Here is a 26003-nt window from a genome sequence, read left to right on the forward strand (position 1 = left end):
CGCGGATTCCGTAACTTCACCAACTACAGACTCCGCTGCCTACTCGCTGCCGGCGGCCACCGCCCCTACCGCGCGAAACGAACCAACCACGCCTAAATGCGAAGGGCCACATAAGGCCGGGAACCCATGACGGGTCGTCACGCGATACGGGGACGGGCGGCCGCCGGCTCCGGGAAGCAGAGGCGTGCATCACAAGGGGCCGATTCTGGGATCCCGATGGAGTTGGGCCGGCTGCTTCGTGGTTCCATAGAGAGGTAACACCCATAGCAAAATAGAGACCCGCCGGTAGAGATGCCGGAACTTGATGAGAGGACCGCGCTGCCATGACTGAGCAGGAGCCCACCGCCGGACGAGACGGAAACCCCCGCCGGTCGGATGAGGCAGCGGATGGTAGTCAGGGAGGGTCGGGTCAGTCCGAACGCCGTCACTCCTGGGGCTCGAAGTCGGCCGGCCAGGGCGCCCGCTCGACGACGCCGCGCACCGAGAACGACGATCGCGCGGGGAGCGACGATCGCGCCGGAAGCGGTGGCCGAGCTTCGAGTGATGACGGCACCCGGGGGTCGGGCAGCACAGGACGCCCCCCGGGCGATCGACCGGCCTGGAAGGGGCAATCGGACACACGTGGTTCGGGCCCCCGGAGCGGGCGACCGGAACGAGCCGGCCAGGATGATCGGCGTGACCGTCCGGATCGACCACGCGAGGGCCGGACGGGTCAGGGCAGGGACGGTGCCGGCAGTCAGCCGGGAAGTGACCGCAGGGGCCAGAATCCGGACCGGACGGCACCCCGATCTGCTGAGCGACCGGCGAGGGGTTCCGGGGACGGCCGAGGTGCCCAGTTGAGGGGATCCGCGTCCCGAGGCGGGTCGTCGTCGGGGTCGGCTGCCGACCGGCAGCCACGGTCTGCAGGACAGGGCCAGGCACCGACGCGGCGGTCGGACGAGGGCCGCGAGCGTCCCTGGCAGTCTCGTTCCGCCTCCGGAGAGGGGCAGTCCGCCGGGCAGCGGCGTTCACCCGAGCGCGGCAGCTCCTACCGTCGACCATCGGATCGCCCGGAGAGGGGCGCCGGCTCCGACCGCCGGGACAGCGATCGGCACCAGGGGTACGGATCGGAAGAGTCTGCAGCACCGCGACCCCACAATGCGCGGGATCTCCGGAGTGCCAACCGACCTGATCGCGAGCGTTCCCCGGAGATCGACGAGGACGTCAAAGGCGACGAGCTCGACCGTGTGACGAGGGCCCAGATCCGTAACCTCGAGGAACGAAGCGCTCTCTGGGTCGCCAAGCACCTCGTGATGGCGGGTCGCCTCCTCGACCTCGACCCGGAGCTGGCCTTCCAGCACGCTCTGGCTGCCAGCCGCCGCGGTGGACGATTGGCCGCGGTCCGGGAAGCCGTCGGGCTGACCGCGTACGGAGCGGGCCACTACGGCGAAGCACTGCGCGAATTCCGGACGTTCCGCAGGATCAGCGGCTCGAACGTCCACCTCCCGGTCATGGCCGACTGTGAGCGCGGTCTGGGGCGTCCCGACAGGGCGCTGGACCTTGCCCGCAGCGAGGAGGCCGAGTCGCTGGATGCCGCGGGCAAGGCTGAACTCGCGATGGTCGTCTCCGGTGCACGGGCGGACCTGGGCCAGCTCGATGCGGCCGTCGCTGCCCTGGAGATCCCCCAGCTCGACCTGCACAGGGCGTTCTCCTTCACCCCCCGTCTGTTCCGCGCGTATGCGGCGGCGCTCGATGCGGTCGGCCGATCCGGAGAGTCGGAGAAGTGGCGCCGTCAGGCGCGGGTCGCTGAGAAGGCCCTCGGTCTGGACGACGAGCTCGAGCCCGACATCATCGACCTCGGCGAGGACGACGAGCCCGCTCCGATGCCGGTGCCGAAGGTGGCGGAGATCCTCGGTACTCCCGCACGCAGCACAGAAGGTGCTGATGTGCCTGGGGACGAGGCGTCGGCAGGGACCGACGAGCACGCCGGTGAACCCTCGGAGGCTGATTCGCTCTCCGACGCTGCTGACCCCGTGGGCGGCGCTGACCCCGTGGACAGCGCAGACACGACGGCCCGCGCTGGCGCAGCGGATGATGCGGACAGCGTGGAGGTCGGAGCCGTCGACGCGGTGGCCGGGGCCGAAGCACCCGCTGGAAACGAGCAGCCCTCCGATGGCACCTCGACCGAGGCCGTGGAGCAGGACACGCACGCCACCGGGCACGCGATCGACGGGGAGCACCAGGGCGGGAATGAGCCGGCCGCTGCCCCGAAAGAAGAGGGTGCCCTGACAGAAGAGGGTGTGCCGGCAGCAGCCGTGGAAGACCATGAATCCGCTGACGTCCGGGCAGGCGAGGACCAGTCGGCGGACGGCTCGGCCGGCCCGGTGCGCGTAGACGCCATCCCGGCCGGTGAGTCCGTCGCGTCGGCCCAGCCGCTCCAGACCGAGATGCTGTTCAGCATGGATGACGCGGGGGACGCGGACTTCGCGCGGTCGGCCGGCGAGGCCGGCAAGGGTGCTGAGGGTGCTGAGGGTGCCGAGGGTGCCCGAGATCAGGGCACTGCTGCGGCCCCGTCGCTTCCGATCGAGTTCTCCGAGGCGTCGGCCCCGACGCAGTCGAAGGATGCTGTCGATGACTGATCGGCTGATCGATGCCTACGACGGCGTCCTCGCGGACCTCGACGGTGTCGTGTACGCCGGACCGAGCGCGATTCCGGGCGCCACGGCCGCCCTGGACCGGCTCGCGGACGAAGGCAAGAGCCTCGCCTACGTCACGAACAACGCATCGCGGTCCTCCGAGCAGGTGGCCACGCACTTGCGTGAACTCGGCGCGCCGGCCCGTGCCGAGCAGGTCTTCGGTTCCGCACGGGCGGGCGCCGAACTGCTGGCCGGCCTGGTGCCCGCCGGCTCGTCGGTGCTCGTGGTCGGCAGCGAGACCCTCGCGGAGTGCGTCCGGGAGCAGGGGCTCGTCGTCGTCCGATCGGCCGACGACCGGCCGGACGCCGTCATCCAGGGATTCTCACCCGCACTCGGCTGGAAGGACCTCGCCGAGGCTGCCTACGCCGTCGCTGCGGGCGCCGTGTGGGTTGCGACCAACACGGACATGTCCATCCCGCAGGAGCGGGGGATCGCGCCCGGCAACGGGACCCTGGTCGCCGCGGTCGCCGCTGCGACCGGACAGTCGCCCTCGGTGGCGGGCAAGCCGGAGGCGGCCCTCTTCCGGACGGCTGCCCGCCACTCCGGCGCCGAGCGCGCCCTCGTCGTGGGGGACCGCCTTGACACGGACATCCTGGGCGGCAACCGGGCAGGCATGGCCACGGCCCTCGTCCTCACCGGTGTGGACTCGGTCAGGACGGCCCTGGCGGCACGCGCCGACGAGCGTCCGGACTACCTCCTCGGATCCCTCGCGGAGCTGTACGAGGCCTACCCCGTGGTCACCGGCGACGACGGCACCTACACGTGCAACGGTGCGACGGCCCGCGTCTCGGGCTCGACGGTGACCGTGACCGGCCGCGAGGACGACGTCGACAGCTGGCGCGCGGCCTGCGGCGCCTGGTGGGCAGCTCACCCGACGATCACGACGGCGGCCGCGCCTGACGTGGGCTTCGAGAGCGCTGGCTAGGCTGGAACGGCGCGAACAGCACGCGCAGGGCGCGGCAGCAGCACCCGGGCGGACACCCGGCAGGGCAACAGGAAGGGACCCGATGGACGAGGCGCAGGCCACCGCTGCGGATGGCAGCACGCCGTCCTCGTCGACGGGAGATGCGACCGTCGATCGGATCATCGCCCTCCTCGACGGACTGGAGGACCTCCCGGTCACGGAGCACACCGGCCTGTACCTGGATGTCCACGACCGCCTGGCCGGCGAGCTGGACCCGGACCGGACACTCCGTCAGGCGGGAGCCCATGGCTCGCCTTGACCAGGAACTCGTGGCCCGGGGGCTTGCACGCTCCCGCTCGCACGCGGCCCAGCTCATCACCGCGGGCAGGGTGCTCCGCGGCGACGTCGTCGTGCGGAAGCCCTCGATCCCGGTGCCGCCCGAGGACATCCTCTCCGTCGAGGAGCAGGGCGAGGACTACGTGAGCCGTGCGGGCACCAAGCTCGACGGCGCCCTCCGCGCCTTCCCCGCCATCGACCCGGCGGCCAGGCGCTGCCTCGACGCCGGGGCCTCCACCGGCGGGTTCACGGATGTCCTGCTCCGGCGCGGCGCGCGCGAGGTGGCGGCGGTCGACGTCGGACACGGGCAGCTCGTGCAGCAGCTCCGCGACGACCCGCGGGTGCACGTCTTCGAGGGCATGAACGTCCGCCACCTCGAGCCGGGCGACATCGGCGGGCCGGTGCAGCTGACCGTCGCCGATCTCTCGTTCATCTCCCTCCGGCTGGTAATGGCCGCCCTCGCGGGCGCTACGCTCCCCGGCGGGGACCTGCTCCTGATGGTCAAACCCCAGTTCGAGGTGGGTCGCAGCGGCCTCAACCGGCTCGGCGTCGTCACCTCACCGGAGGCCCGCCGTCGCGCCGTGGCCGGAGTGCTGCGCAGCGCCCTCGAACGCGGTCTCGATATCGCCGGCCTCGCGCAGAGCGAATTGCCCGGACAGGATGGCAACCTCGAGTACTTCGTGTGGATAAAGATGCCGAGCCGGGCGATGGTGCCTAGGATCGAGGGGGAGCTCGACCGGCTGACGGAACAGGCGCTCGCCCAGGCAGCACTCTTCCCGCCGCCCCGACCGACCAATCAGACGGAGCTTGATGAGTAGACGAATTCTGGTGCTCGCGCACACCGGCCGCAGGAACGCGATGATCGCGGCGCAGGAGGCGTGTACGCGCCTCCACGACCTCGGGCTCCAGCCCGTCATGCGTCAGGAGGAACTCGCCGATCTCCAGGGAGAGTACGGCGCCCTCGCCGCGCCCGCCGAGGAGTTGGGGGACGGCGTCGACTTCGGCGATGTCGAGCTCGTCATGGTCCTCGGCGGTGACGGCACGATCCTGCGCGCCGCGGAGCTCGTGCGGGAGGCCGACATCCCGCTGCTCGGCGTCAACCTCGGGCATGTGGGCTTCCTCGCGGAGAGCGAGCGGGCGGATCTCGCCGAGACGGTGCGCTGGATCGCGGAGCGCAGCTACACCGTCGAGGAGAGGACCACCATCGAGGTCCTCGTCTGGCAGGGCGACACCCTGCTCGGGCGCAGCTGGGCGCTGAACGAGGCCGCCATCGAGAAGGCGAGCCGTGAACGGATGATCGAGGTGGTCATGGAGGTCGACGGCCGCCCGGTCAGCTCCTTCGGCTGCGACGGCGTGGTCCTCGCCACCCCGACCGGATCGACCGCGTATGCGTTCTCCGCCGGCGGACCCATCGTGTGGCCGGAGGTGGAGGCGCTGCTCATGGTGCCCATCAGCGCCCACGCCCTGTTCGCGAAGCCGCTCGTGGTCGCCCCCACCTCCGTGCTCGCCGTCGAGCTGCTGACCCGGACCAATGCCGCGGGCGTGCTGTGGTGCGACGGCCGGCGGAGCATCGACCTCCCGCCCGGGGCACGCGTCGAGGTGCGGCGCTCCGACAACCCGGTGCGCCTCGCCCGCACCCGGCAGACGCCGTTCTCCGAGCGCCTCGTCCGCAAGTTCGAACTGCCCACCCAGGGCTGGCGGGGCCCCGTGCAGCACCAGGACGGACCCATACGATGATCGAGGAAATGCGCATCCGCGACCTCGGCGTCATCACCGACGCCACCCTCCGCCTCGGTCCCGGCCTGACGGTCGTCACCGGGGAGACCGGCGCGGGCAAGACGATGGTCATCACGGCCCTCGGACTTCTCCGCGGTGCCCGGTCCGACGCCGGCGCCGTCCGGCTCGGCGCCGGGTCGGCGTCCGCCGAGGCGGTGCTGCGGCTCGAACCGACGAGTCCGGCCGCCCTGCGGGCCGCCGAGGCTGGTGCCGCCCTGGAGGAGTACGACGGCGTCGCGGAACTGATCCTCGCCCGCACCGTGACCAGCGAGGGTCGCAGCCGCGCCTACGTGGGCGGCCGTGCCGCGCCCGTCGGGGTCCTCGCCGAGCTGGGCGACGAACTCGTCGTCGTGCACGGGCAGTCGGACCAGCTGCGGCTGAAGGGCGCCGCCGCGCAGCGGCAGGCGCTCGACAAGTTCGGCGGCAGGCCCGTCGAGGAGGCCCTCCGTGCCTACGGTGAGGCGTTCCGCCAGTGGCGCGATGCCCTTGCCGAGCGGGACCGGCTGAGGAGCGAGGCGCGGGAACGCCTGCGGGAGGCCGAGGGCCTCGAAGCGGCGCTGACGGAGATCGGCGACCTCGAACCCCAGCCGGGGGAGGACGCCGCCCTGAAGGCCGAGTCGATGCGCCTCGGCAACGTCGAGGAGCTGCGCACCGCGGCGCTCGTGGCCCATCAGGCCCTCGTGTCCGAGGAGATCGGAGCCAGCGCCGACGCGGTCTCCCTGGTCGACGAGGCGAAGCGCCAGCTCGAGGCGGTCGCCGAGCACGACGCCGACCTGGGCCGGCTCGCCGAGCGGCTCGCGGAGGTGGGCTACCTCCTGGCCGACATCTCCGCAGAGCTCGCCGGCTACGGGACGGCGCTCGACAGCGAGGGTGCCGGCCGGCTCGAGGAGGTCGAGTCGCGCAGGGCCGCGCTCTCCGTCCTCGTCCGGAAGTACGCCCCCACCATCGACGAGGTGCTCGCCTGGCAGGAGGACGCCGTCGAACGGCTGCTCGAACTCAGCGGCGACTCCTCCCGCGTGGAGGAGCTCGACGACGTCATCGCCGACCTGGACGGGCAGGTGCACGGATTCGCCGACACGCTGTCCTCCCTGCGCCGCGCCTCGGCCGAGAGCCTCGCGCGGAAGGTGAGCGACGAGCTGACGGCGCTGGCCATGCCGGACGCCGAACTGCTGATCGAGGTCACGCCGGGCGAGTCGCTGACCGTCCACGGCGCGGACGAGATCGCCTTCAACCTGCAGCCGCATCCCGGCTCGGCGCCACGCGCCCTCGGCAAGGGGGCATCCGGTGGAGAGCTCTCGCGTGTCATGCTCGCGATCGAGGTGGTCCTCGCCGCCGTCGACCCGGTGCCCACCTTCGTGTTCGACGAGGTGGACGCGGGCGTGGGAGGGAAGGCCGCCGTCGAGATCGGACGCCGGCTGGCCATGCTGGCCGAGCACGTGCAGGTCATCGTCGTGACCCACCTGCCGCAGGTCGCCGCCTTCGCCGCCCGCCACATCCGGGTCACGAAGAACGTCTCCCGGGACGGCGAGGGCGGGGGCGTGACGGCCAGCGACGTCGAGGTGCTGTCCGACGACGAACGCGTCCGCGAGCTCGCGAGGATGCTCGCGGGCCAGGAGGACTCGGCCTCGGCGCGCGCCCACGCCGAGGAACTGCTGGCCGATGCTGCCCGGACGGCCGCTCGGTGATAGTCTCGAATTCCGTGGCGCAGCAACTAAACTCCCGGTTCCTTAAATCCGCAACGACCAAGCACATCTTCGTGACTGGCGGCGTGGCCTCCTCACTCGGCAAGGGACTGACGGCCTCCAGCCTGGGTCACCTCCTGAGGGCGCGCGGCCTCTCCGTGACGATGCAGAAGCTTGATCCCTACCTCAATGTCGACCCCGGCACGATGAACCCGTTCCAGCACGGTGAAGTCTTCGTGACGGACGACGGCGCAGAGACCGACCTCGACATCGGACACTACGAGCGGTTCCTCGACGAGAACCTCGACGGGTCGGCGAACGTCACGACCGGCCAGGTGTATTCGACGGTCATCGCGAAGGAACGCCGCGGCGAGTACCTCGGCGACACCGTGCAGGTCATCCCTCACATCACCGACGAGATCAAGCGCCGCATGCGCCTGCCGGCCGAGCACGTGCAGGGCAAGAAGGCGCCGGACGTCATCATCACCGAGATCGGCGGGACGGTCGGCGACATCGAGTCGCAGCCCTTCCTCGAGTCGGCCCGTCAGGTCCGCCAGGACATCGGCCGGAACAACGTCTTCTTCCTCCATGTCTCCCTGGTCCCGTACATCGGGCCCTCGCAGGAACTCAAGACCAAGCCCACCCAGCACTCCGTGGCGATGCTGCGCTCCATCGGTATCCAGCCCGACGCCATCGTGATCCGTTCGGACCGTGAGGTGCCGATGGCGATGCGCGAGAAGATCGGCCGGATGTGCGACGTCGACGTCGACGCGGTCGTGAACGCGGCCGACGCGCCGAGCATCTACGACATCCCGAAGACGCTCCACGCCCAGGGCCTCGACGCGTACATCGTCCAGGCGCTCGACCTGAAGTTCAAGGACGTCAACTGGACCCGGTGGAACAAGCTCCTCGACGTCGTCCACAACCCGAAGCACCACGTCGAGGTGGCGCTCGTCGGCAAGTACATCGACCTGCCCGACGCGTACCTCTCCGTGACCGAGGCGCTGCGCGCCGGCGGTTTCGCGAACAAGACGAAGGTCACCATCAAGTGGGTGCCCTCGGACGATTGCCAGACCCCGGAGGGTGCCAGGCAGGCCCTCGACGGCGTCGACGCCATCTGCATCCCGGGCGGCTTCGGCATCCGCGGCCTGGAGGGCAAGCTCGGCGCGCTCACCTACGCCCGGGAGAACAAGATCCCCACCCTGGGCCTCTGCCTCGGACTGCAGTGCATGGTCATCGAATACGCACGGAACGTCGTCGGCCTCGAGGGCGCGTCGTCGACCGAGTTCGAGCCGGACACGGAGTACCCGGTCATCGCGACCATGGCCGAGCAGCTCCACATCGTCAGCGGCGAGGGCGACATGGGCGGCACCATGCGCCTGGGACGCTGGGAGGCCAAGCTCCAGGAAGGCTCCGTGGTCGCCGGGACCTACGGCAGGACGACGGTGTTCGAACGCCACCGCCACCGCTACGAGGTGAACAACGAGTACCGCGAGCAGATCGCCGATGCCGGCCTGGTGTTCTCCGGCACGACGACGGACGGCAAGCTGGTCGAGTTCGCGGAGCTGCCGAAGGACGTCCACCCGTACTACGTCGCGACGCAGGCCCACCCCGAACTGAGCTCGCGGCCCACACGGCCGCACCCGCTGTTCGCCGGCCTGGTCAAGGCGGCCCTCGACCGCCGCGGCGCGAAGGTCTGACGTGCAGCCCTCGGGGGCCGGCGACGCCGGTTTCGGTGACGAGCAGAGCCCGCGCCGGCTCCTCGGGACCACCACGGTCTACGAGGGGCGGGTGTGGGACGTCGTCAGCGAGCAGTTCACGCTGACCGGCGACGGCGAGGCCATCACCCGGGACTTCATCCAGCACCCGGGCGCGGTCGCCGTGCTCGTGCTCGACGACGACGGCAAGGTCCTCCTGCTGCGCCAGTATCGGCACCCGGTACGGATGGCGCTGTGGGAGATCCCCGCCGGCCTGCTCGACGAGGAGGGCGAGGACTTCGTCGATGCCGCTGCGCGCGAGCTCGCCGAGGAAGCCGACCTCACGGCCGGGCGGTGGCACGTGCTCGTCGACCTGTTCCTCTCGCCGGGCTCCTCCTCGGAGGCCCTGCGCGTCTACCTGGCACGCGACATCGGGGACGTCCCCGAGGCGGACCGGCACACGCGTACCCACGAGGAGGCCGAGATCGAGCTGAAGTGGGTGGACCTGGACGCCGCCGTGGATGCGGTCCTCGAGGGGCGCATCCACAGCCCGTCCGCGGCGGCCGCGATCCTCGCGGCGCGGGTGGCACGCGAGGACGGCTTCGCCGGCCTCCGCCCGGCGTCGACGCCCTGGCCCGAGCACCCCAGCCAGCACTCCGCCTGGCCGCGCGGTGCGGTGCTCGGGGACTGACGGCCATGCCGGGAACGGCACCCGCGGACGACGGGCCGCTGACGGTGCTCGTCCGCAACTACCTGCAGCACATGTCCGTGGAACGCGGTCTGTCGGCCAACACGCTCGCGGCCTACCGGCGCGACCTGCGGCGGTACGAGGCGTTCCTCGGCTCCCGGGACGTGGAGGACGCCGCCCGCGTCACGCGCCATGACGTCTCCGCCTTCGCGCAGGCCGTCGTCTCGGGGGAGGACGGCCTGTCACCCCTGAGCCCGCGGTCCGCCGCACGGACCATCGTCGCGGTCCGGGGTCTGCACCGGTTCTGGGCCCTGGAGGGCATCACCGAGGGGGACCCGGCCCGCGACGTGCACCCGCCCATGGCGGGACGTCGCCTGCCGAAGGCCATCCCGGTCCCGGAGGTCGTGCGGATCCTCGAGGCCGTCGACACCGGCTCGCCGTCGGGCCAGCGGGACCGCGCCCTGCTCGAATTCCTGTACTCGACCGGGGCCAGGATCAGCGAGGCGGTCGGCCTGGACGTCGACGACGTCTCCGTGCACGACGCCGCGGACGGGCCCGCCGTCGTCCGGCTCACCGGCAAGGGATCGAAGGAGCGCCTCGTGCCCGTCGGCTCCTACGCGGCCCGCGCCGTCGACGCGTACCTCGTGCAGGGCCGCCCGGGGCTGGCTGCGAAGGGCACGGGCAGCCCCGCCCTCTTCCTCAACATGAGGGGAGGGCGCCTCAGCCGCCAGAGCGCGTGGACCATCCTGAAGACCGCGGCCGAACGCGCCGGGGTCACCCGCGAGGTCTCGCCCCACACCCTCCGGCACTCCTTCGCGACGCACCTGCTCGAGGGCGGGGCGGACGTGCGCGTGGTGCAGGAACTCCTCGGCCACGCGTCGGTCACCACCACGCAGGTCTACACGCTCGTCACTGCCGACACGCTGCGGGAAGTGTACGCGGCGGCTCATCCGCGGGCCCTTGCCTGACACCGGGGCGCCGGGCCCGGGAGCCGATCCTGCGCCGTCGGGCGAGTGGGTGACCATCGACGGCGTCGGCTACCGGCGGGTGGTCCTGTGCTTCCTCTTCCGGGACGCTGGCAGGGACGCTGGCAGGGACGGTGGCAGGCAGGTCCTGCTCGGCCTCAAGCGCACCGGGTTCGGTACCGGCCGGGTCGTGGCCCTCGGCGGGAAGATCGACGGGCAGGAGACCGCGCGCGAGGCGGCGGTGCGTGAGGTCGCGGAGGAGAGCGGCATCGACCTCGTGCCGGCCGAGGTCCGGGCGGCCGGGTCGATCACCTGGCAGTTCCCCGCACAGCCCGCCTGGAACATGGCGGCGTCCCTGTTCGCGGCCGACGCAGGGGATGCCACGGCTGTGCCCTGCGAGGAGATCGAACCCCGCTGGTACGGCGTCGGTGCCATCCCCTGGCAGGACATGTGGCAGGACGCGCCGCACTGGATCCCGACGCTGCTCGCCGGGCGGCCGGTGCAGGCCCGGATCGTGATGGCCACCGACAACGAGGGCGTCGCCGTCGCCGTCGTCGACTGAGGACGACGGCGACGCCGGGATCAGCCCTCGACGTGCCGCTCGTCCGGCCCGTCGTAGAGGCTCAGGGGCCGGATGAGCGAGTTGGAGGCCGTCTGCTCCATGATGTGCGCCGTCCAGCCGGTGATGCGCGCGGCGATGAACAGCGGCGTGAACATCTCGGTGTCGAACCCCATCAGGTGGTAGGTGGGTCCGGCCGGGTAGTCCAGGTTCGGCTTGATGCCCTTGGCCTCGTCCATGGCCGTCTCGAGGCCCGAGTACAGCCCCAGGATCTCGCTGCGTCCGTAGTAGCCGATCATGGCGTCGAGCGCCGCCTTCATGGTCGGGACCCGCGAATCGCCGTTCTTGTACACGCGGTGGCCGAACCCCATGACCTTCTTCTTCGAGGCCAGCGCCTCCTCCATCCACGCCTTCGCGCGGGCGGCGGCCTCCTCGGAGGACTCGTCCTTCCGGATGCCGATCTCCTCGAAGGTGTGCATGACGGCCTCGTTCGCCCCGCCGTGCAGTGCGCCCTTGAGGGCGCCGATCGCGCCGGTCACGGCCGAGTGCAGGTCGGACAGGGTGGAGGTGATGACCCTGGCGGTGAAGGTGGACGCGTTGAAGGAGTGCTCCGCATACAGGACCATCGAGACGTCGAACGCGTGCACCACCTCGGCGGGGGCCTCCTCGCCGAAGGTCATCCACAGGAAGTTCGCCGAGTAGCCGAGGTCGTCGCGGGGCTCCATGCGGGCCTGCCCGCGGCGGCGGCGCTGGTCGTAGGCGACGACGGCGGGGAACACCGCGAAGAGCGTGGCGGCCTTCTCCATGTTCGCCTCGACCGAGTTGTCGTTCGCCAGCGGGTGGCAGGCACCCAGCACGGAGACCGCGGTCCGCGCCACGTCCATGGGGTGGGCCGTCAGCGGCAGCAGGTCGATCGCCGCGACCACCTGCTCCGGGAGCGCCCGGTGTGCGCGCTCGAAGGCGTCGAACTGCGCCCGCTCGTCGGCATCGGGCAGCTCGCCGTTCCACAGCAGGTAGGCGACGTCCTCGACGTCACGGTGCCCGGCGAGTTCCTGCACGGGGTATCCCCGGTACAGGAGGGAGTTGGTGTCCGGATTGACCTTCGAGACCGCGGTGTAGTCCACCACGACTCCCGCAAGCCCCTTGTGGATCTGTGGTTCTGTCACGCCTGGTCCTCCTGTGCAGTCGGTCGTGTGGATCCGGGGCCGCCCGGCGGGCGGCCGTCGGGAATCTCGAAGTTGAAGACGGAGGAGTCGAAGCGGTTGTACCCCTCGTAGTCCACCAGTTCATAGAGCCGGCTCCGTGTCTGCATGTCTGCCACGGCCGGCTCCTGCGTGCCCTGCGTCCTGATCGAGTCCAGCGTACGCTCGGCGGCGCCCATCGCACTGCGCAGCAGCGTGACGGGGTAGATCACCATGGTGACGCCGACCTCCTGCAGCTGCTCCACGGTGAAGAGCCCGCTCTTGCCGAACTCCGTCATGTTGGCCAGGATCGGCACATCCACGGCGTCGCGGATGGCGCGGAACTCCTCGAGGCTCCGCATCGCCTCGGGGAAGATGGCGTCGGCACCGGCCTCGACGAGGGCCCGCGACCGCTCGCAGGCGGCCTCCAGCGTGTCCGTGCCGCGGATGTCGGTGCGCGCCATGATGAGGAAGTTCGGGTCCCGGCGGGCATCGGCGGCCGCACGGATCCGCTTCACGGCCGTGTCGAGGTCGACGACGTTCTTCCCGTCGAGGTGCCCGCAGCGCTTCGGGTTGAACTGGTCCTCGATGTGGCAGCCCGCGAGTCCTACGTTCTCGAGCTCCTGCACGCTGCGGGCCACGTTCATCGGCTCGCCGAAGCCCGTGTCCGCGTCGACGATGCACGGCAGGTCGGTCATGCGCGCGATCTGCCCGGCGCGCTGCGCGACCTCCGTCAGCGTCGTGAGGCCGATGTCCGGCAGGCCGAGATCGGCCGCGATGACCGCCCCGGAGATGTAGACGCCGTCGAATCCCTTGTCGGCGATCAGGCGGGCGGAGAGCGGGTTGAAGGCGCCCGGGAACTGCTGGATGCGCCCGGAGGCGAGCCCGTCCCTGAGATCCCGGCGCTTCTGTTCGGGGGTGACGCTCGAGTACAGCACGGCCGCCTCCTAGAGGAGTCCCTGCGGCGCGGAGGCCGCATCGATGACGCCGGGGCGCGCGAGGATGTTGAGCTGCCCCAGCGAGCCGGCCGGCAGGTCCGGCACCTGCTCGACGGCGGCGAGGAAGCGGTCCAGCTCGGCGTCGTCGACGACGCCCGCCGCGAGCATCCGCAGCTTGGCGACGTAGTCCGCACGGGCGAACGGCCGGGCACCGAGGGGGTGCGCGTCCGCCACCGCGATCTCGTCGGTGATGACGGTGCCATCGGTGAGCGTGATCTCGACCCGCCCGCCGAAGGCCTTCTCCGCGATGTCCAGGGAGTGGTAGCGGCGGGTCCACTCGGGGTCCTCGAGCGTGGTCACCTTGTGCCAGAGCGCGACCGTGTCGGGCCGTGCGGCCCGCTCGGGGGCGTAGGAGTCCTCGTGGTGCCAGCGGCCGTCCTGCAGCGCGACGGTGAAGATGTACGGGATCGAGTGGTCGAGCGTCTCCCGGGAGGCGGTGGGATCGTACTTCTGCGGATCGTTGGCGCCGGAGCCGATCACGAAGTGGGTGTGGTGGGACGTGTGGATGACGACGGAGGCGACGTTCGCAGGGTCCGTGGCCTCGGGGTGCGAGCCGTGGAGGCGCCGGGCGAGGTCGATCCAGGCCTGCGCCTGGTACTCGGCGGAGTGCTCCTTGGTGTACGTGTCCAGGATGGCGCGCTTCGCTTCGCCGTGCGCGGGCAGGGGCACCTCGTAGGCGGCTTCGGGCCCGTCGAGGAGCCAGGCGATCACGCCGTCCTCGCCCTCGTAGATGGGCGTGGGGGAGGTCTGCCCGCGCATGGCGCGGTCGATCGCCTCGACGGCCATCTTCCCGGCGAAGGCAGGGGCGTGGGCCTTCCACGTGGAGATCTCGCCCTTGCGGGACTGGCGGGTCGCCGTCGTGGTGTGCAGGGCCTGTCCGACGGCGTGGAAGATGACGGCGGCGTCCAGGCCGAGCAGCGTGCCGATACCGGCTGCGGCGGACGGGCCGAGGTGGGCGACGTGGTCGATCTTGTGCTTGTGCAGGCAGATGGCCTTCACGAGGTCCACCTGGATCTCGTAGCCGGTGGCGATCGCCCGGACGAGGTCCCGGCCCGAGGCGCCGGTGTGCTGCGCAGCGGCGAGGATGGGCGGGATGTTGTCGCCCGGATGGGAGTAGTCCGCGGCGAGGAACGTGTCGTGGTAGTCGAGCTCGCGGACGGCGACGCCGTTGGCCCACGCGGCCCATTCGGCAGAGACGGGGGAGTCGACGCCGAAGACGGCGGCGCCCGAGCCATGGACGGACACCGGGTGGCTCAGGGCCTGGGCGCGGGCCGCGACGACGGGGGCGCGGTTCAGGGACGCGATCGCGACGGAGGCGTTGTCGATGATCCGGTTGATGACCATGTCCGTGACATCGGCCGTGACCTCGACGGGATCCGTGGCGACCTCGGCGATCTTCCAGGCGAGCTGGCCCTCCCGGGGGAGGTTCTCCTCACTGCGGTGGACGCGGACGGGGTGGAGTTCGACCATGGTGTTCCTCTCGGTGCTGCAGGGCTGGTTCAGGGATGGTGCGGGGTCGGGCCGGCTCAGGGCGTGCTCGGGTCCGGGGCGAGCAGGTGGTGGAGGCTGGTGTGGAGGTGCACGCGCATCGAGGCCTCGGCGAGCTCGGCGTTGCCGGTGCTCAGGGCGAGGGCGACCTGCTCGTGCTCGCGGGCCGAGGCCAGGAGGCGGGACGGATGGTCCCGGGCCAGCCGCCGGACCCTGGCGAGATGGGTGCGGATCGGTTTCTGGGCCTGCAGCAGATAGGGGTTCGCGGCGGCGTCGTCGATCTGCTGGTCCAGCCGCGCGACGAGGGCGTAGTACGCTTCCTGGCCGCCGTCGTCGTCCCCGATGAGCTGACCGGCGCGGGCGAACTCCTCGGCGAGCGCCGCGAAGACGGCGCGGTCGCCGCGCACGGCGGCGAGCCGGACGGCGGCGCATTCCAGGGGCAGGCGGACGTCGAAGAGATCGGCGACGGCCGCCAGCGAGATCGCGGAGACCACGACGCCGCGCCCGGCGTGCGGGCTCGCGAGGCCTTCGGCGACGAGCCGGGAGAGCGCTTCACGCAGGGGGGTCCTCGAGACTCCGAGCCGCGCCGACTGCTCCACCTCGGCGAGCAGGTCTCCCGGGGCCAGCCGCCATTCGACGATGTCCGCGCGCAGGAGGGCATAGGCACGATCACTGGCCCGCATCCTCGCCTCCTCCGGCTCGTCCTGGTGGTACCGATCAGCCCGCTGTCACGGCGCAGCACCGGCTCCAATGTATGCAAAGAAGCGCGCAAGTACAAGAATCTACGGATCTGGACCGGAGATGATGACCCCTATGTATACAGAACGGGATGGTGGATACTGGTCCTCACCATCCACGCGCGACGAGGGGCGACCATGGCTGCTGAACACGATGCAGGACCCGGGGCTCTTCCCGGACAGGACTACCGACGACTGCACGCGCAGAGCCTCGCGGACCCGGAGCGGTTCTGGCTCGAGGCCGCAGGCGCGATCGACTGGGTGAACCCACCCACGGTCGCCGTGGACAGCTCCGCGGCCCCGCTGCACCGCTGGTTCCCCGGGGCCTCCCTCAACACGAGCTACAACGCGCTCGACCGCCACGTCGAGGCCGGCCGGGGTGACCAGGCGGCCCTCGTCCACGACTCCGCGATGCTCGGGACGGTCCGCACCATCACGTACGCCGAGCTCCGCGACGAGGTCGCCGTCTTCGCGGGCGTCCTCACAGGCCTCGGTGTCGGCAAGGGCGATCGGGTGCTCGTCTACCTGCCGATGATCCCCGAGGCCGCCGTCGCCATGCTCGCCTGCGCCCGGATCGGCGCCGTCCACTCCGTGGTCTTCGGGGGCTTCGCCGCCGTCGAACTGGCCGCCCGCATCAGGGACGCGCGGCCATCGGCGATCGTGACGGCGGACGGCGGCATCGAACCCGCCCGGCGCGTCGAGTACCTCCCCGCGGTCCAGGAAGCGCTCGCGCTCGCCGACAGCGCGGGGACCCCCGTCGTCGTCAAGGCGCGCGACGGTTTCGGCCACGGGGTCGCCGGGTACCAGGAGCCCGGGACGCGGTGGCTGGACTGGGACGAAGCCGTCTCCGCCGCGGAGGCCGTCCCGCCGGTGGAGGTCGCCGCGACCGACCCGCTCTACATCCTCTACACCTCCGGCACCACCGGATCCCCGAAGGGCGTGGTGCGCGACAACGGCGGGCACGCCGTCGCACTGGCCTGGTCCATGCGGGCGATCTTCGGCGTGGGCCCGGGTGACACGATGCTGACGGCGTCCGACGTCGGCTGGGTGGTGGGCCACTCGTACATCGTCTACGGCCCGCTCCTGGCCGGGGCGACGACGGTCCTGTACGAGGGGAAGCCCGTGGGCACCCCCGACGCCGGGGCCTTCGGCCGGCTCATCGAACAGCACCGCGTCAGGGCGCTGTTCACCGCGCCCACCGCGCTGCGGTCCATCCGCCGCGCGGACCCCGACGGCGCGGCCGTCCGCTCCCACGACCTCTCCTCGCTGGAGACGCTCTTCTCGGCCGGGGAGCGCCTCGACACGGGGACCTCGGAGTGGATCGGGGACGTCCTCGGCGTGCCCGTCGTCGACAACTGGTGGCAGACGGAGACCGGGTGGCCCATCTGCGCGAACCCGCGCGGGCTGGGCGGCGTGCCGCTGAAGGCCGGCTCGCCGTCCCTGCCCTCTCCGGGGTTCGACGTCGTGATCCTCGACCCCGGCGGGTCACCCGCTCCGGCCGGGAGCGAGGGGAGCATCGCCCTCCGCCTCCCGCTCCCGCCCGGCACCCTCACGACCCTGTGGGGCAGCGACGACCGCTACCGGGACGCGTACCTCAGCGACTTCGAGGGCTTCTACACGAGCGGTGACTCCGGGTACCTGGACGAGGACGGCTACCTGTTCGTCATGGGCCGCACCGACGACGTCATCAACGTGGCAGGCCACCGGCTCTCGACCGGCGCGATCGAGCAGGTGATCGCCCAGCACCCCGCCGTGGCCGAATGCGCCGTACTCGGGCTGCACGACCCGGTCAAGGGACAGCGCGCGAGCGGCTACGTGGTCCTCAAGGCAGGGGTCTCCATCGACCCGGCGACGCTCGAGGCCGAGCTCGTGGCCATGGTGCGCCGCACGATCGGCCCCGTGGCCGACTTCCGGTCCGCCGTCGTCGTCGAGGCGCTGCCCAAGACGCGGTCCGGCAAGATCCTGCGCAAGACGATGCGGCAGATGGCGGCCGGCGCCGCGTACGCCATCCCGTCCACCATCGAGGACCCCTCGGTGCTCGAGGCGCTGGAGCCCCTGCTGCGCCCGACGCCGGCCGGGTGACCCGACGGGCACGGCCTGGCGCGGGCGCTAGCGTTCCGGCGGGGTCCGCGCCCAGGTGTACTCGAACTCGGGGCGCCCCCGCGTGCCGTAGCGGGGTGTCCGGAGGACCGACCTCCGGTCGGCGAGGTACTCGAGATACCGCCGCGCCGTGACGCGGGACATGGACAGGGCCTCGGACACCTCGACGGCCGAGGTCGGTGCGTGGAGCTGCTTCAGCACCCCGGAGACGGCGCGCAGCGTCTCCGCCGAGAGGCCCTTGGGGAGTGCCGCCACCGTAGCGGGCCGGAGGGACGCGAACGCCTGGTCCACCTCCTCCTGCGTGGTGGCGGAGGCCTGCTCCACGAGGTTCCGGCGGAAGTCCCGGTAGGCGTCGAGCTTCTCGCGGAAGGCCGAGAAGGTGAACGGTTTGATGAGGTACTGCACGATCCCGGAGGAGATCGCCGAGCGCACCACTTGCAGGTCCCGCACGGCGGTGATCGCGATGATGTCCACCGGGAGGCCCAGGCCGCGGACCCGGCGGATGATGTCCAGCCCGTGCGCGTCCGGCAGGTTCATGTCGAGCAGGATGAGGTCGACGGCGGCCCCGCCCCGCCCCGGTTCCGCGCCCGCCAAACGGAGGAAGGCCGCGAGCTCGGCGCCGCTCCGGGCGATCCCCGCGAGCTCGAACCCCTCGAGGCGCCGCACGTATTCGGCGTGCGCGTCCGCCGCGACCGGATCGTCCTCCACGACGAGGACCCGGATGGCGCTCATGCGGCGCCCCGGCCGCCGGCGGCGAAGGGCAGCCGTGCGGTGAACCGCGCCCCGCCGTCGTCCGTGTCCGTCACCTCGATGGACCCGGCGAAGCGCCGCACCGCCTGGCGGACGAGGGCCAGGCCGATGCCGCGTCCCGGGGGCGTCCCGCCGCCCGCCTCGTGCGGCGGCTTCGTGCTGTAGCCGAAGTCGAAGATCCTCGCCTTCTCGGAATCGGGCAGGCCGTTCCCGTTGTCCTCCACGACGATCTCCAGCGCAGGGGCGTCGCCGCCCGGCACGCGCCGCACCGTCAGCCGGACGCGGGGCTCCTCCGACCGGGCGGCCTCGTCGAAGGCGTTGTCGAGGAGGTTCCCGATGACCGTCACGAGGTCCACGGGGTTGAGGGAGCCCGCCTGCGCATCCGGCGCGATGTCCGAGGTGAGCTCGATCCCGCGCTCGTTGGCCTGGGCTGCCTTCCCGACCAGGAGCGCCGCGATGAACGGCTCGTCGACGGCCTGCACCACCTCGTCCGTGAGGCGCTGCGACTGCTGCAGGTCCCGGGTCGCGAAGTCCACGGCCTCGGCGTCCCTGCCGAGTTCCACCAGCGAGACGATGGTGTGGAGGCGGTTGGCGTGTTCGTGCGTCTGCGAGCGCAGCGCGTCCGTCAGCGTCCGCATGGTCTCGACCTGCCCGGTGAGGGCTTCGATCTCGGTGTGGTCGCGCAGGGTCGTGACGGTGCCCAGGGCGCCCTGGGCCTGGGGGGTGCGGCCCGGGGGAGTGGGCGGCACGGCCGGCTCCTGGTTGACCACCAGGACCCGGGAGTCCGTGAGGTGCACCTCGTCCCGCGCCCGCCGGCCCGAGGCGAGCAGCTCGCGCAGCGACGGCGGTACCGCCAGACAGGACGCCGGGACGGGCTCCTGCGACCCGTCGAGGCCGAGGAGTCGCGCCGCCTGGTCGTTGTAGAGCACCAGGCGCCCCGCCGCGTCGGTCAGGAGCAGCCCTTCCCTCACGGAATGCAGCACCGAGTCGTAGAAGACGAACGTCCGGGAGAGGTCGGCCGGGCCCATGCCCAGCGTCGCGTCGCGGAGGCGCCGGCTGAGGAGGAACGAGCCGAGGGCTCCCAGGACCAGTGCGCCCAGGGCGATGAAGGCCACGAGCGGGAGCTGCGCGTTCCGGGCGATGGCGGCGCGGTCCACGGTGATGCCCGAGGCGACCATGGCGCGCACGGTCCCGCGTTCATCCACGATGGGGACGATCGCGCGGATGGACGGGCCGAGGGTCCCGGCGTAGGTCTCCGAGTACGTGGTCCCGGCCAGGGCCTCGGTCACGGACCCGATGTAGGGCCTGCCGATCTCTTCCGGGTTCCGGTGCGTGAAGCGCGTGCGGTCGGACGCCATGATCGTGATGAAGTCCACGCCCAGGCGATCCATCACCTCCACCGCGTAGGGCTGCAGCGTCGCCGAGGGGTCCGGACCCTGCACGGCCGCCAGGACGGCGGGCTCGAGCGCGATCGACGTAGAGACCGCGACCATCCGCTCGGCCGCGGCGTCGTTCACGCCCCGCGCCGCGTCGAGGTACAGGATCACCGACAGCGACGCCGAGAGGACCACGATGAAGACGAGCTGGGCCAGGAAGAACTGGCGGGCGAGGCTCCATCGACTCACGCGGCGATCCCGCTCCTTCCGAATGCTGCCGGCACCGCCGGATGGTCCCCACTGCCGCGCGGCCATGACCAGTATGAACTCAATCGTGATCCGGGTCACTCGCGCTGGCACGATGGGGAGGAACGACTCAACACTACGCTTCCTGGCCATACCCCCGCGGATGAAGAACGACCTTCCCCGCCGGCGCCGCCGGGCGGCCGACACCAAGGGAGAACAGCATGGCCATGGCGCCAGCGCGGTCCGACAGCGGACCAGTACAACCCCGGAAGCGGGTCGACAAGACCCACTTCCTCTACATCGCCGTCATCGCGGCCGTGATCCTCGGAGCGATCCTCGGACTCGTCGCCCCCGAGTTCGCCAAGGCCCTCAAGCCCCTCGGCACCGGGTTCATCAACCTCATCAAGATGATGATCGCCCCGATCATCTTCTGCACCATCGTGCTCGGGGTCGGTTCGATCGCCAAGGCCGCGACCGTCGGCAAGGTGGGCGGACTGGCGCTCGGCTACTTCATGCTGATGTCGACCTTCGCACTCGCGATCGGGCTCGTCGTCGGCAACCTCATCCAGCCCGGTGAGGGCCTGGACATCTCGTCGTCGACCTACGAGGTCCCGGCGACCGCCGAGGGTGCACCCGAGGGCACCGTCGGTTTCCTGCTCAGCATCATCCCGATCACGCTGCTCGCCGCGCTGACCGGCCCCAGCATCCTGCAGACGCTGTTCGTCGCCCTGCTCGTGGGCTTCGCGCTGCAGAAGATGGGACCGGCCGGGAAGCCGATCCTCCGGGGGATCGGGCACATCCAGGCCCTGGTCTTCCGGATCCTCGTCATGATCATGTGGCTCGCGCCGATCGGTGCCTTCGGCGCCATCGCCGCCGTCGTCGGCGAGACCGGCGTCCAGGCGATCATCAGCATGGCCACCCTCATGGTCGCGTTCTACATCACCTGCATCCTGTTCATCGTGGTCATCCTGGGCGGACTGCTGAAGCTCGTCACCGGCGTCAGCATCTTCAAGCTCATGAAGTACCTGGGCCGCGAATACCTGCTGATCTTCAGCACCTCCTCCTCCGAGGCCGCCCTGCCCCGCCTGATCGCGAAGATGGAGCACCTCGGCATCTCCAAGCCCGTCGTCGGCGTCACCGTGCCCACCGGGTACTCCTTCAACCTCGACGGCACCGCCATCTACCTCACGATGGCCTCGCTGTTCGTCGCCGAGGCCCTCGGCAAGCCGCTGGCCCTCGGTGAGCAGATCTCGCTGCTCGTCTTCATGATCATCGCCTCCAAGGGTGCGGCGGGCGTCACCGGCGCCGGCCTGGCCACCCTCGCGGGTGGACTGCAGTCGCACCGCCCCGACCTGGTCGACGGCGTCGGCCTGATCGTCGGCATCGACCGCTTCATGTCCGAGGCCCGCGCGCTGACCAACTTCACCGGCAATGCCGTCGCGACCGTCCTCATCGGGACGTGGACCAAGGAGATCGACCGCGCCCGGGTGGACGAGGTCCTCGAGGGCCGCGAGCCCTTCGACGAGTCGACCATGAGCACCGACCACCGCTTCGACAACGACGCCGACGACGACGGCATCGAGGAGAGCTCGGCCGTCAAGACCGAGGCCGCGATCAGCGCGCCGACCGCGCGCTGACCGACGGACTGCGGGTGCGGCCCGCCGCGCAGCAACCGCACGGGTAGCACCGCACGGGTAGGACCGCACGAGTAGGACCGATGGCGACGGACCGGGAACCCCCGGCCCGTCGCCATCGTCGTTCCCCGGGGCGACCCGCCCCCGCGCGAAGCTTCGACCTCAGGTTGAGGATCAAGGCTCGTCGCCCTCCGGCGTCGATCTTCACGGCGGCCGCCCTCGGCGTTGTACCGTTGACCTAGAGGAAAGCGGCCCTGGGTCATCATGGGCCGGCCTGCACCGACATCGATGGAAGCGTGGAGACATACGTGAGTAGCGAACAGGGTTCAGCGACCCTGCCCAGCGCAGCGGACACGGAACTGGGCCCCACCGGCCGCCCCGTGACGGAGTTCCCGGAGCCCAGGGCCCTGGACTCGCACGGCCCGGCGAGGGTCATCGCGATGGTGAACCAGAAGGGCGGTGTCGGCAAGACGACGTCGACCATCAACCTCGGTGCCGCGCTCGCCGAAGCGGGCCGCAAGGTCCTGCTGGTGGACTTCGATCCGCAGGGGGCGCTCTCCGCCGGCCTCGGCACGAACCCGCACGAGCTCGACGTCACCGTCTACAACGTCCTCATGGACCGCAAGGTCTCCATCCAGGACGCCATCCAGCACACCGCGATCGAGAACATCGACCTGCTGCCCGCCAACATCGACCTCTCCGCCGCCGAGGTGCAGCTGGTCAACGAGGTGGCGCGCGAACAGGTGCTCGACCGCGCGCTGCGCAAGGTCTCGGACGACTACGACGTCATCCTGATCGACTGCCAGCCGTCGCTGGGGCTGCTCACCGTGAACGCGCTCACCGCGGCGCACGGCGTCATCATCCCGCTGATCTGCGAGTTCTTCGCGCTGCGCGCGGTGGCCCTGCTGGTCGAGACCATCGAGAAGGTGCAGGACCGCCTGAACCCGCGGCTGCAGATCGACGGCGTACTCGCGACCATGTACGACGCCCGCACGCTCCACAGCCGCGAGGTCATCGCGCGCCTCGTCGAGGCGTTCGGCGACAAGGTCTTCGAGACCGTCATCAAGCGCACCATCAAGTTCGCCGACGCGACCGTGGCGGCCGAGCCCATCACGTCCTACGCAGCCAACCACTCCGGCGCGGACGCCTACCGCCGCCTCGCGAAGGAGCTCATCAGCAGGGGCGGGGCACCCTAGGTGCAGGTCTCCTCCGGATCCTCCCGGTCCCGATAGGGTGGTGCGCGTGGCGGCCGCCCCGGGGGCCGGCCGGCCGGTGGACGCCGGAGCCCGGCGGGTCTTCGAGGTCCAGCTGACCAACTTCAGCGGGCCCTTCGACCTGCTGCTCAATCTCATCTCCCGGCGTGAGCTCGACATCACGGAGATCGCCCTGGCCCAGGTGACGGACGAGTTCATCGCCCACATCCGCCGTATCCAGGCTGCAGAGGGGGAGTGGAAGCTCGACGAGGCGAGTGAGTTCCTCGTGGTCGCAGCGACCCTCCTGGATCTGAAGGCGGCCCGTCTGCTGCCGGCCGGGGCCGTCGAGGACGCGGAGGACGTCGCGCTGCTCGAGGCCCGTGACCTGCTGTTCGCCCGGCTCCTGCAGTACCGGGCCTTCAAGGAGATGGCCCGGCACCTCGCGGCCCGCCTGGAGGAAGAGGACGCCCGACACCCGCGGGTCGTCCCGCTCGAGCCGGAATTCACCCGCCTCCTCCCCGAGCTCGTCTGGCGGCACTCTCCCGAGGAGTTCGCAGCCCTCGCCGCCCGCGTGCTCGCACCGCGCCAGGAACAGCCTGCCGAGGTGGACACCGGGCACCTGCACGACCCGGTGGTCAGCGTGCGGGAGCAGGCCCTTCTCCTGCAGGATCTCCTGCACGGCCGGGGAGCGCTCTCCTTCCGGCGCCTCACGGAGGACGCCGGATCCCGGCTGGTGCTCGTGGTGAGATTCCTCGCCCTGCTGGAGCTCTACCGGGACGGTGCCATCTCCTTCGAGCAGGCGGCACCCCTGTCCGAGCTGCTGGTGCGGTGGAGCGCCGAGGACGGGCCGGGGAGGACCGACGCGACAGCCGGTGACGGGGTCGCGGTGGACATGGGCGACGACGAAAGAGGTGCCGCATGACCGGGGAGACAACGCCGGCCGGGCAGGACGTCCCCGTCGAGGAACTGCCCGGCGGGCTGCGGGCGGCGGTGGAGGCGATCCTCATGGTCGCGGACCGGCCCGTCACCGACGAGCAGGTCGCCGCCGTGCTCGACCGGCCGGCCGGGCAGGTGAACGCGGTGCTCGTGGACCTGCAGCGGGAGTATGACGGCTATACTGGATCAGGCTCCCGGAGCGCCGAACCTCTGATGCCGCGCGGTTTCGAACTCAGGAACATCGCTGGCGGGTGGCGTATCTTCTCGCGGCAGCACTTCGCGTCCGTCGTCGCAGACTTCGTGCTCGACGGCCAGTCGGCCCGGCTGTCACAGGCAGCACTCGAGACCCTGGCGGTCATCGCGTACCGCCAACCCGTGTCCCGCGCCCGGGTTTCCGCGATTCGGGGTGTCAATGTCGATTCCGTGGTCCGCACGCTGCTTCAGCGCGGACTGGCAGTCGAGCTCGAGACCGATCCGGAGACCGGTGCCGTCCTCTACGGGACCACCACCCTCTTTCTGGAAAGATTGGGGCTGGGCAGCGTCGACGAACTGCCCCGGATCGCTCCCCATCTGCCGGGCCTCGAGAGCCTTGGGGAGTATGACGAAACGACGTACTGAGCACGACCGACGAGAAGGACTTTCTACATGACACAGCAGCCAGGATCCGGTTCCGGACGCAATACGCCGCGCCGCGGCGGGTCGGCCGGGCGCCCATCCGACGCTGCCCGCACCAGGAAGCCCGCCCCCCGTACCGGTTCGGCGCAGGGCGGCGGACGCTCCGGTGAGGGCCGTCCCTTTCAGGAGCGCAGCGGTTCGGCGCAGGGCGGCCGTCCGGCCGAGGGTCGCCCTCCGAGGGATGACGCCCGCTCGTCCGGTGGTCGCCCTTCGAGGGATGACGCCCGCTCGTCCGGTGGTCGCCCTTCGAGGGATGACGCCCGTCCGGCCGAGGGTCGCCCTCCGAGGGATGACGCCCGCTCGTCCGGTGGTCGCCCTCCGAGGGATGACGCCCGCTCGTCCGGTGGTCGCACCTCCGGTGCAGGCGACCGTCGCGAATCCGGGGACCGTCGCGACTCCGCTGACGGACGCGCCCGTTCGGCCGCCGGTCGCCCCTCCGCGGGGACGCCGTCGAGCCGTTCCGGGGCGAAGACCGGAGGGCGTGCAGGCGGCAAGCCCGGCCGCCCGGGTGCCGCAACCGGCGGACGTACCGGCGACCAGAAGGGCGCGCCGCGGCAGAAGCCGGCCGGCGCCAGGCCCTTCGGGCGTGAGCGCTTCGGGCAGAACCTCGGACCCGTGCGTGCGGCCACACCGAAGCGTGCGAGCCGTCCTGCCGACGAGGTCGACGTGCACAACCCGGAGGGCGTCCGCCTGCAGAAGGTCATGGCACTCGCCGGCGTCGCCTCGCGCCGTGTCTGCGAGGAGATGATCCTCGACGGCCGCGTGGAGGTGGACGGCACCGTCGTCACCGAGCTCGGCGTGCGCGTCGTCCCCGAGCAGGTCGCCATCCATGTGGACGGCATCCGCCTCCAGCTCGACGAGAACCTCAAGTACTACGTCTTCAACAAGCCCCGCGGCGTCGTCTCCACCATGGAGGACCCCGAGGGCCGCCCGTGCATCAGCGACTTCCTGAAGAACAAGAACAAGAACGAGCGTCTCTTCCATGTGGGCCGCCTGGATGCCGAGACCGAGGGCCTGCTCCTGCTCACCAACGACGGCGAACTCACCAACCGCCTGACCCACCCCTCCTACGAGGTCCCCAAGACCTACCTCGTGCAGGTCCGCGGCCCCATGGCCCAGGGCGTCGGCACGCAGATGAAGGCGGGCATCGAACTCGAGGACGGCGTCGCGAAGGTCGACTCCTTCAAGCTCGTCGACTCCACGCCCGGCCACATCCTCGTCGAGGTCGTGCTGCACTCGGGCCGCAACCGCGTGGTCCGCCGGCTCTTCGACGCCGTCGGGCATCCCGTGGAACGCCTCGTCCGGACCCAGCTCGGTCCCATCCGCGTGGGCGACCAGCGCCAGGGCAGCATCCGCGTGCTCGGACGCCAGGAGGTCGGGCACCTGCTGGCATCGGTGGGCCTCTAG

Annotated in this window: 21 protein-coding genes and 1 pseudogene; 16 read left to right on the plus strand and 6 right to left on the minus strand. The window is 71.1% G+C overall.

All coding sequences use genetic code 11. The features are described 5' to 3' along the window. The first annotated feature begins 1226 nt into the window (after positions 1-1226). From IWX63_RS16750 to IWX63_RS06010, 10 genes are all read left to right on the plus strand, one after another. A complete protein-coding gene (locus IWX63_RS16750; protein ID WP_334685685.1) occupies positions 1227-2618 on the plus strand; it encodes a hypothetical protein in 1392 nt (463 codons plus the stop codon). Then, the gene (locus IWX63_RS05970; RefSeq protein ID WP_199277259.1) at positions 2611-3600 is read left to right on the plus strand and encodes an HAD-IIA family hydrolase; all 990 of its coding nucleotides are present in this window, start codon (positions 2611-2613) and stop codon (positions 3598-3600) included. Before IWX63_RS16750 ends, IWX63_RS05970 begins: the two co-directional genes overlap by 8 nt. 82 nt (positions 3601-3682) lie before the next feature. Beyond that, on the plus strand, positions 3683-3898 hold the full coding sequence (locus IWX63_RS05975; RefSeq protein ID WP_199277260.1) for a hypothetical protein: 216 nt from the start codon (positions 3683-3685) through the stop codon (positions 3896-3898). Beyond that, a complete protein-coding gene (locus IWX63_RS05980) occupies positions 3885-4733 on the plus strand; it encodes a TlyA family RNA methyltransferase (protein ID WP_199277261.1) in 849 nt (282 codons plus the stop codon). Before IWX63_RS05975 ends, IWX63_RS05980 begins: the two co-directional genes overlap by 14 nt. Then, a complete protein-coding gene (locus IWX63_RS05985) occupies positions 4726-5652 on the plus strand; it encodes an NAD kinase (protein WP_199277262.1) in 927 nt (308 codons plus the stop codon). Before IWX63_RS05980 ends, IWX63_RS05985 begins: the two co-directional genes overlap by 8 nt. Then, the gene (recN, locus tag IWX63_RS05990) at positions 5649-7376 is read left to right on the plus strand and encodes a DNA repair protein RecN (protein ID WP_199277263.1); all 1728 of its coding nucleotides are present in this window, start codon (positions 5649-5651) and stop codon (positions 7374-7376) included. Before IWX63_RS05985 ends, recN begins: the two co-directional genes overlap by 4 nt. Then, positions 7373-9073 (plus strand): CTP synthase, encoded by a 1701-nt coding sequence (locus IWX63_RS05995; protein ID WP_199277264.1) that lies wholly within the window; start codon positions 7373-7375, stop codon positions 9071-9073. The genes recN and IWX63_RS05995 overlap by 4 nt, the downstream gene beginning before the upstream one ends. 1 nt (position 9074) lies before the next feature. Continuing rightward, positions 9075-9761: an NUDIX domain-containing protein gene (locus IWX63_RS06000; RefSeq protein ID WP_199277265.1), complete on the plus strand. Its 687-nt coding sequence runs from the start codon at positions 9075-9077 to the stop codon at positions 9759-9761. 5 nt (positions 9762-9766) lie between these two features. After that, positions 9767-10726, plus strand: coding sequence for a site-specific tyrosine recombinase XerD (gene xerD / locus IWX63_RS06005; protein ID WP_199277266.1), 960 nt, complete (start codon positions 9767-9769; stop codon positions 10724-10726). Then, positions 10719-11285 carry an 8-oxo-dGTP diphosphatase gene (locus IWX63_RS06010; protein ID WP_334685686.1) on the plus strand — a complete coding sequence of 189 codons (567 nt, stop codon included), beginning with the start codon at positions 10719-10721 and terminating at the stop codon, positions 11283-11285. The genes xerD and IWX63_RS06010 overlap by 8 nt, the downstream gene beginning before the upstream one ends. 20 nt (positions 11286-11305) lie before the next feature. On the opposite strand, the gene IWX63_RS06015 is transcribed toward IWX63_RS06010, so the two are convergent. From IWX63_RS06015 to IWX63_RS06030, 4 genes are read right to left on the minus strand one after another with little or no spacing between them, the layout of a single operon-like run. Further along, complete coding sequence (locus IWX63_RS06015; protein ID WP_199277267.1) at positions 11306-12448, minus strand: bifunctional 2-methylcitrate synthase/citrate synthase; 1143 nt, start codon at positions 12446-12448, stop codon at positions 11306-11308. Then, positions 12445-13401: a methylisocitrate lyase gene (prpB, locus tag IWX63_RS06020; protein ID WP_199277268.1), complete on the minus strand. Its 957-nt coding sequence runs from the start codon at positions 13399-13401 to the stop codon at positions 12445-12447. The genes IWX63_RS06015 and prpB overlap by 4 nt, the downstream gene beginning before the upstream one ends. Before the next feature lie 9 nt (positions 13402-13410). Then, positions 13411-14931 carry an MmgE/PrpD family protein gene (locus IWX63_RS06025; protein WP_199277269.1) on the minus strand — a complete coding sequence of 507 codons (1521 nt, stop codon included), beginning with the start codon at positions 14929-14931 and terminating at the stop codon, positions 13411-13413. A gap of 56 nt (positions 14932-14987) precedes the next feature. Then, on the minus strand, positions 14988-15632 hold the full coding sequence (locus tag IWX63_RS06030) for a GntR family transcriptional regulator (protein ID WP_199277270.1): 645 nt from the start codon (positions 15630-15632) through the stop codon (positions 14988-14990). Positions 15633-15824: 192 nt separating this feature from the next. On the opposite strand from IWX63_RS06030, the gene IWX63_RS06035 reads away from it, so the two are divergent. Then, entirely contained in the window at positions 15825-17768 is a 1944-nt protein-coding gene (locus tag IWX63_RS06035) for an AMP-binding protein (RefSeq protein WP_199277271.1), read from the plus strand. Between the two features lie 27 nt (positions 17769-17795). Here IWX63_RS06035 and IWX63_RS06040 read toward each other — a convergent pair whose 3' ends face one another. After that, positions 17796-18518: a response regulator gene (locus IWX63_RS06040; RefSeq protein WP_199277272.1), complete on the minus strand. Its 723-nt coding sequence runs from the start codon at positions 18516-18518 to the stop codon at positions 17796-17798. Further along, the gene (locus tag IWX63_RS06045; protein ID WP_199277273.1) at positions 18515-20161 is read right to left on the minus strand and encodes a sensor histidine kinase; all 1647 of its coding nucleotides are present in this window, start codon (positions 20159-20161) and stop codon (positions 18515-18517) included. The genes IWX63_RS06040 and IWX63_RS06045 overlap by 4 nt, the downstream gene beginning before the upstream one ends. Positions 20162-20385: 224 nt before the next feature. Here IWX63_RS06045 and IWX63_RS06050 point away from each other — a divergent pair, with 224 nt between their 5' ends. The 5 genes and pseudogenes from IWX63_RS06050 to IWX63_RS16755 all read left to right on the plus strand — a co-directional run. Next, positions 20386-21795: a cation:dicarboxylate symporter family transporter gene (locus IWX63_RS06050; protein ID WP_442859107.1), complete on the plus strand. Its 1410-nt coding sequence runs from the start codon at positions 20386-20388 to the stop codon at positions 21793-21795. 305 nt (positions 21796-22100) lie between these two features. After that, a complete protein-coding gene (locus tag IWX63_RS06055) occupies positions 22101-22988 on the plus strand; it encodes a ParA family protein (protein ID WP_199277275.1) in 888 nt (295 codons plus the stop codon). Positions 22989-23034: 46 nt separating this feature from the next. Then, complete coding sequence (locus IWX63_RS06060) at positions 23035-23907, plus strand: segregation and condensation protein A (protein ID WP_334685687.1); 873 nt, start codon at positions 23035-23037, stop codon at positions 23905-23907. Then, a complete protein-coding gene (scpB, locus tag IWX63_RS06065; protein WP_199277277.1) occupies positions 23904-24539 on the plus strand; it encodes an SMC-Scp complex subunit ScpB in 636 nt (211 codons plus the stop codon). The genes IWX63_RS06060 and scpB overlap by 4 nt, the downstream gene beginning before the upstream one ends. Before the next feature lie 195 nt (positions 24540-24734). Continuing rightward, positions 24735-26003 (plus strand): annotated as a pseudogene (locus IWX63_RS16755) (pseudouridine synthase); the annotation flags it as partial.

Source organism: Arthrobacter sp. CAN_A2, assembly GCF_015752045.1.
Classification (GTDB): domain Bacteria; phylum Actinomycetota; class Actinomycetes; order Actinomycetales; family Micrococcaceae; genus Arthrobacter_D.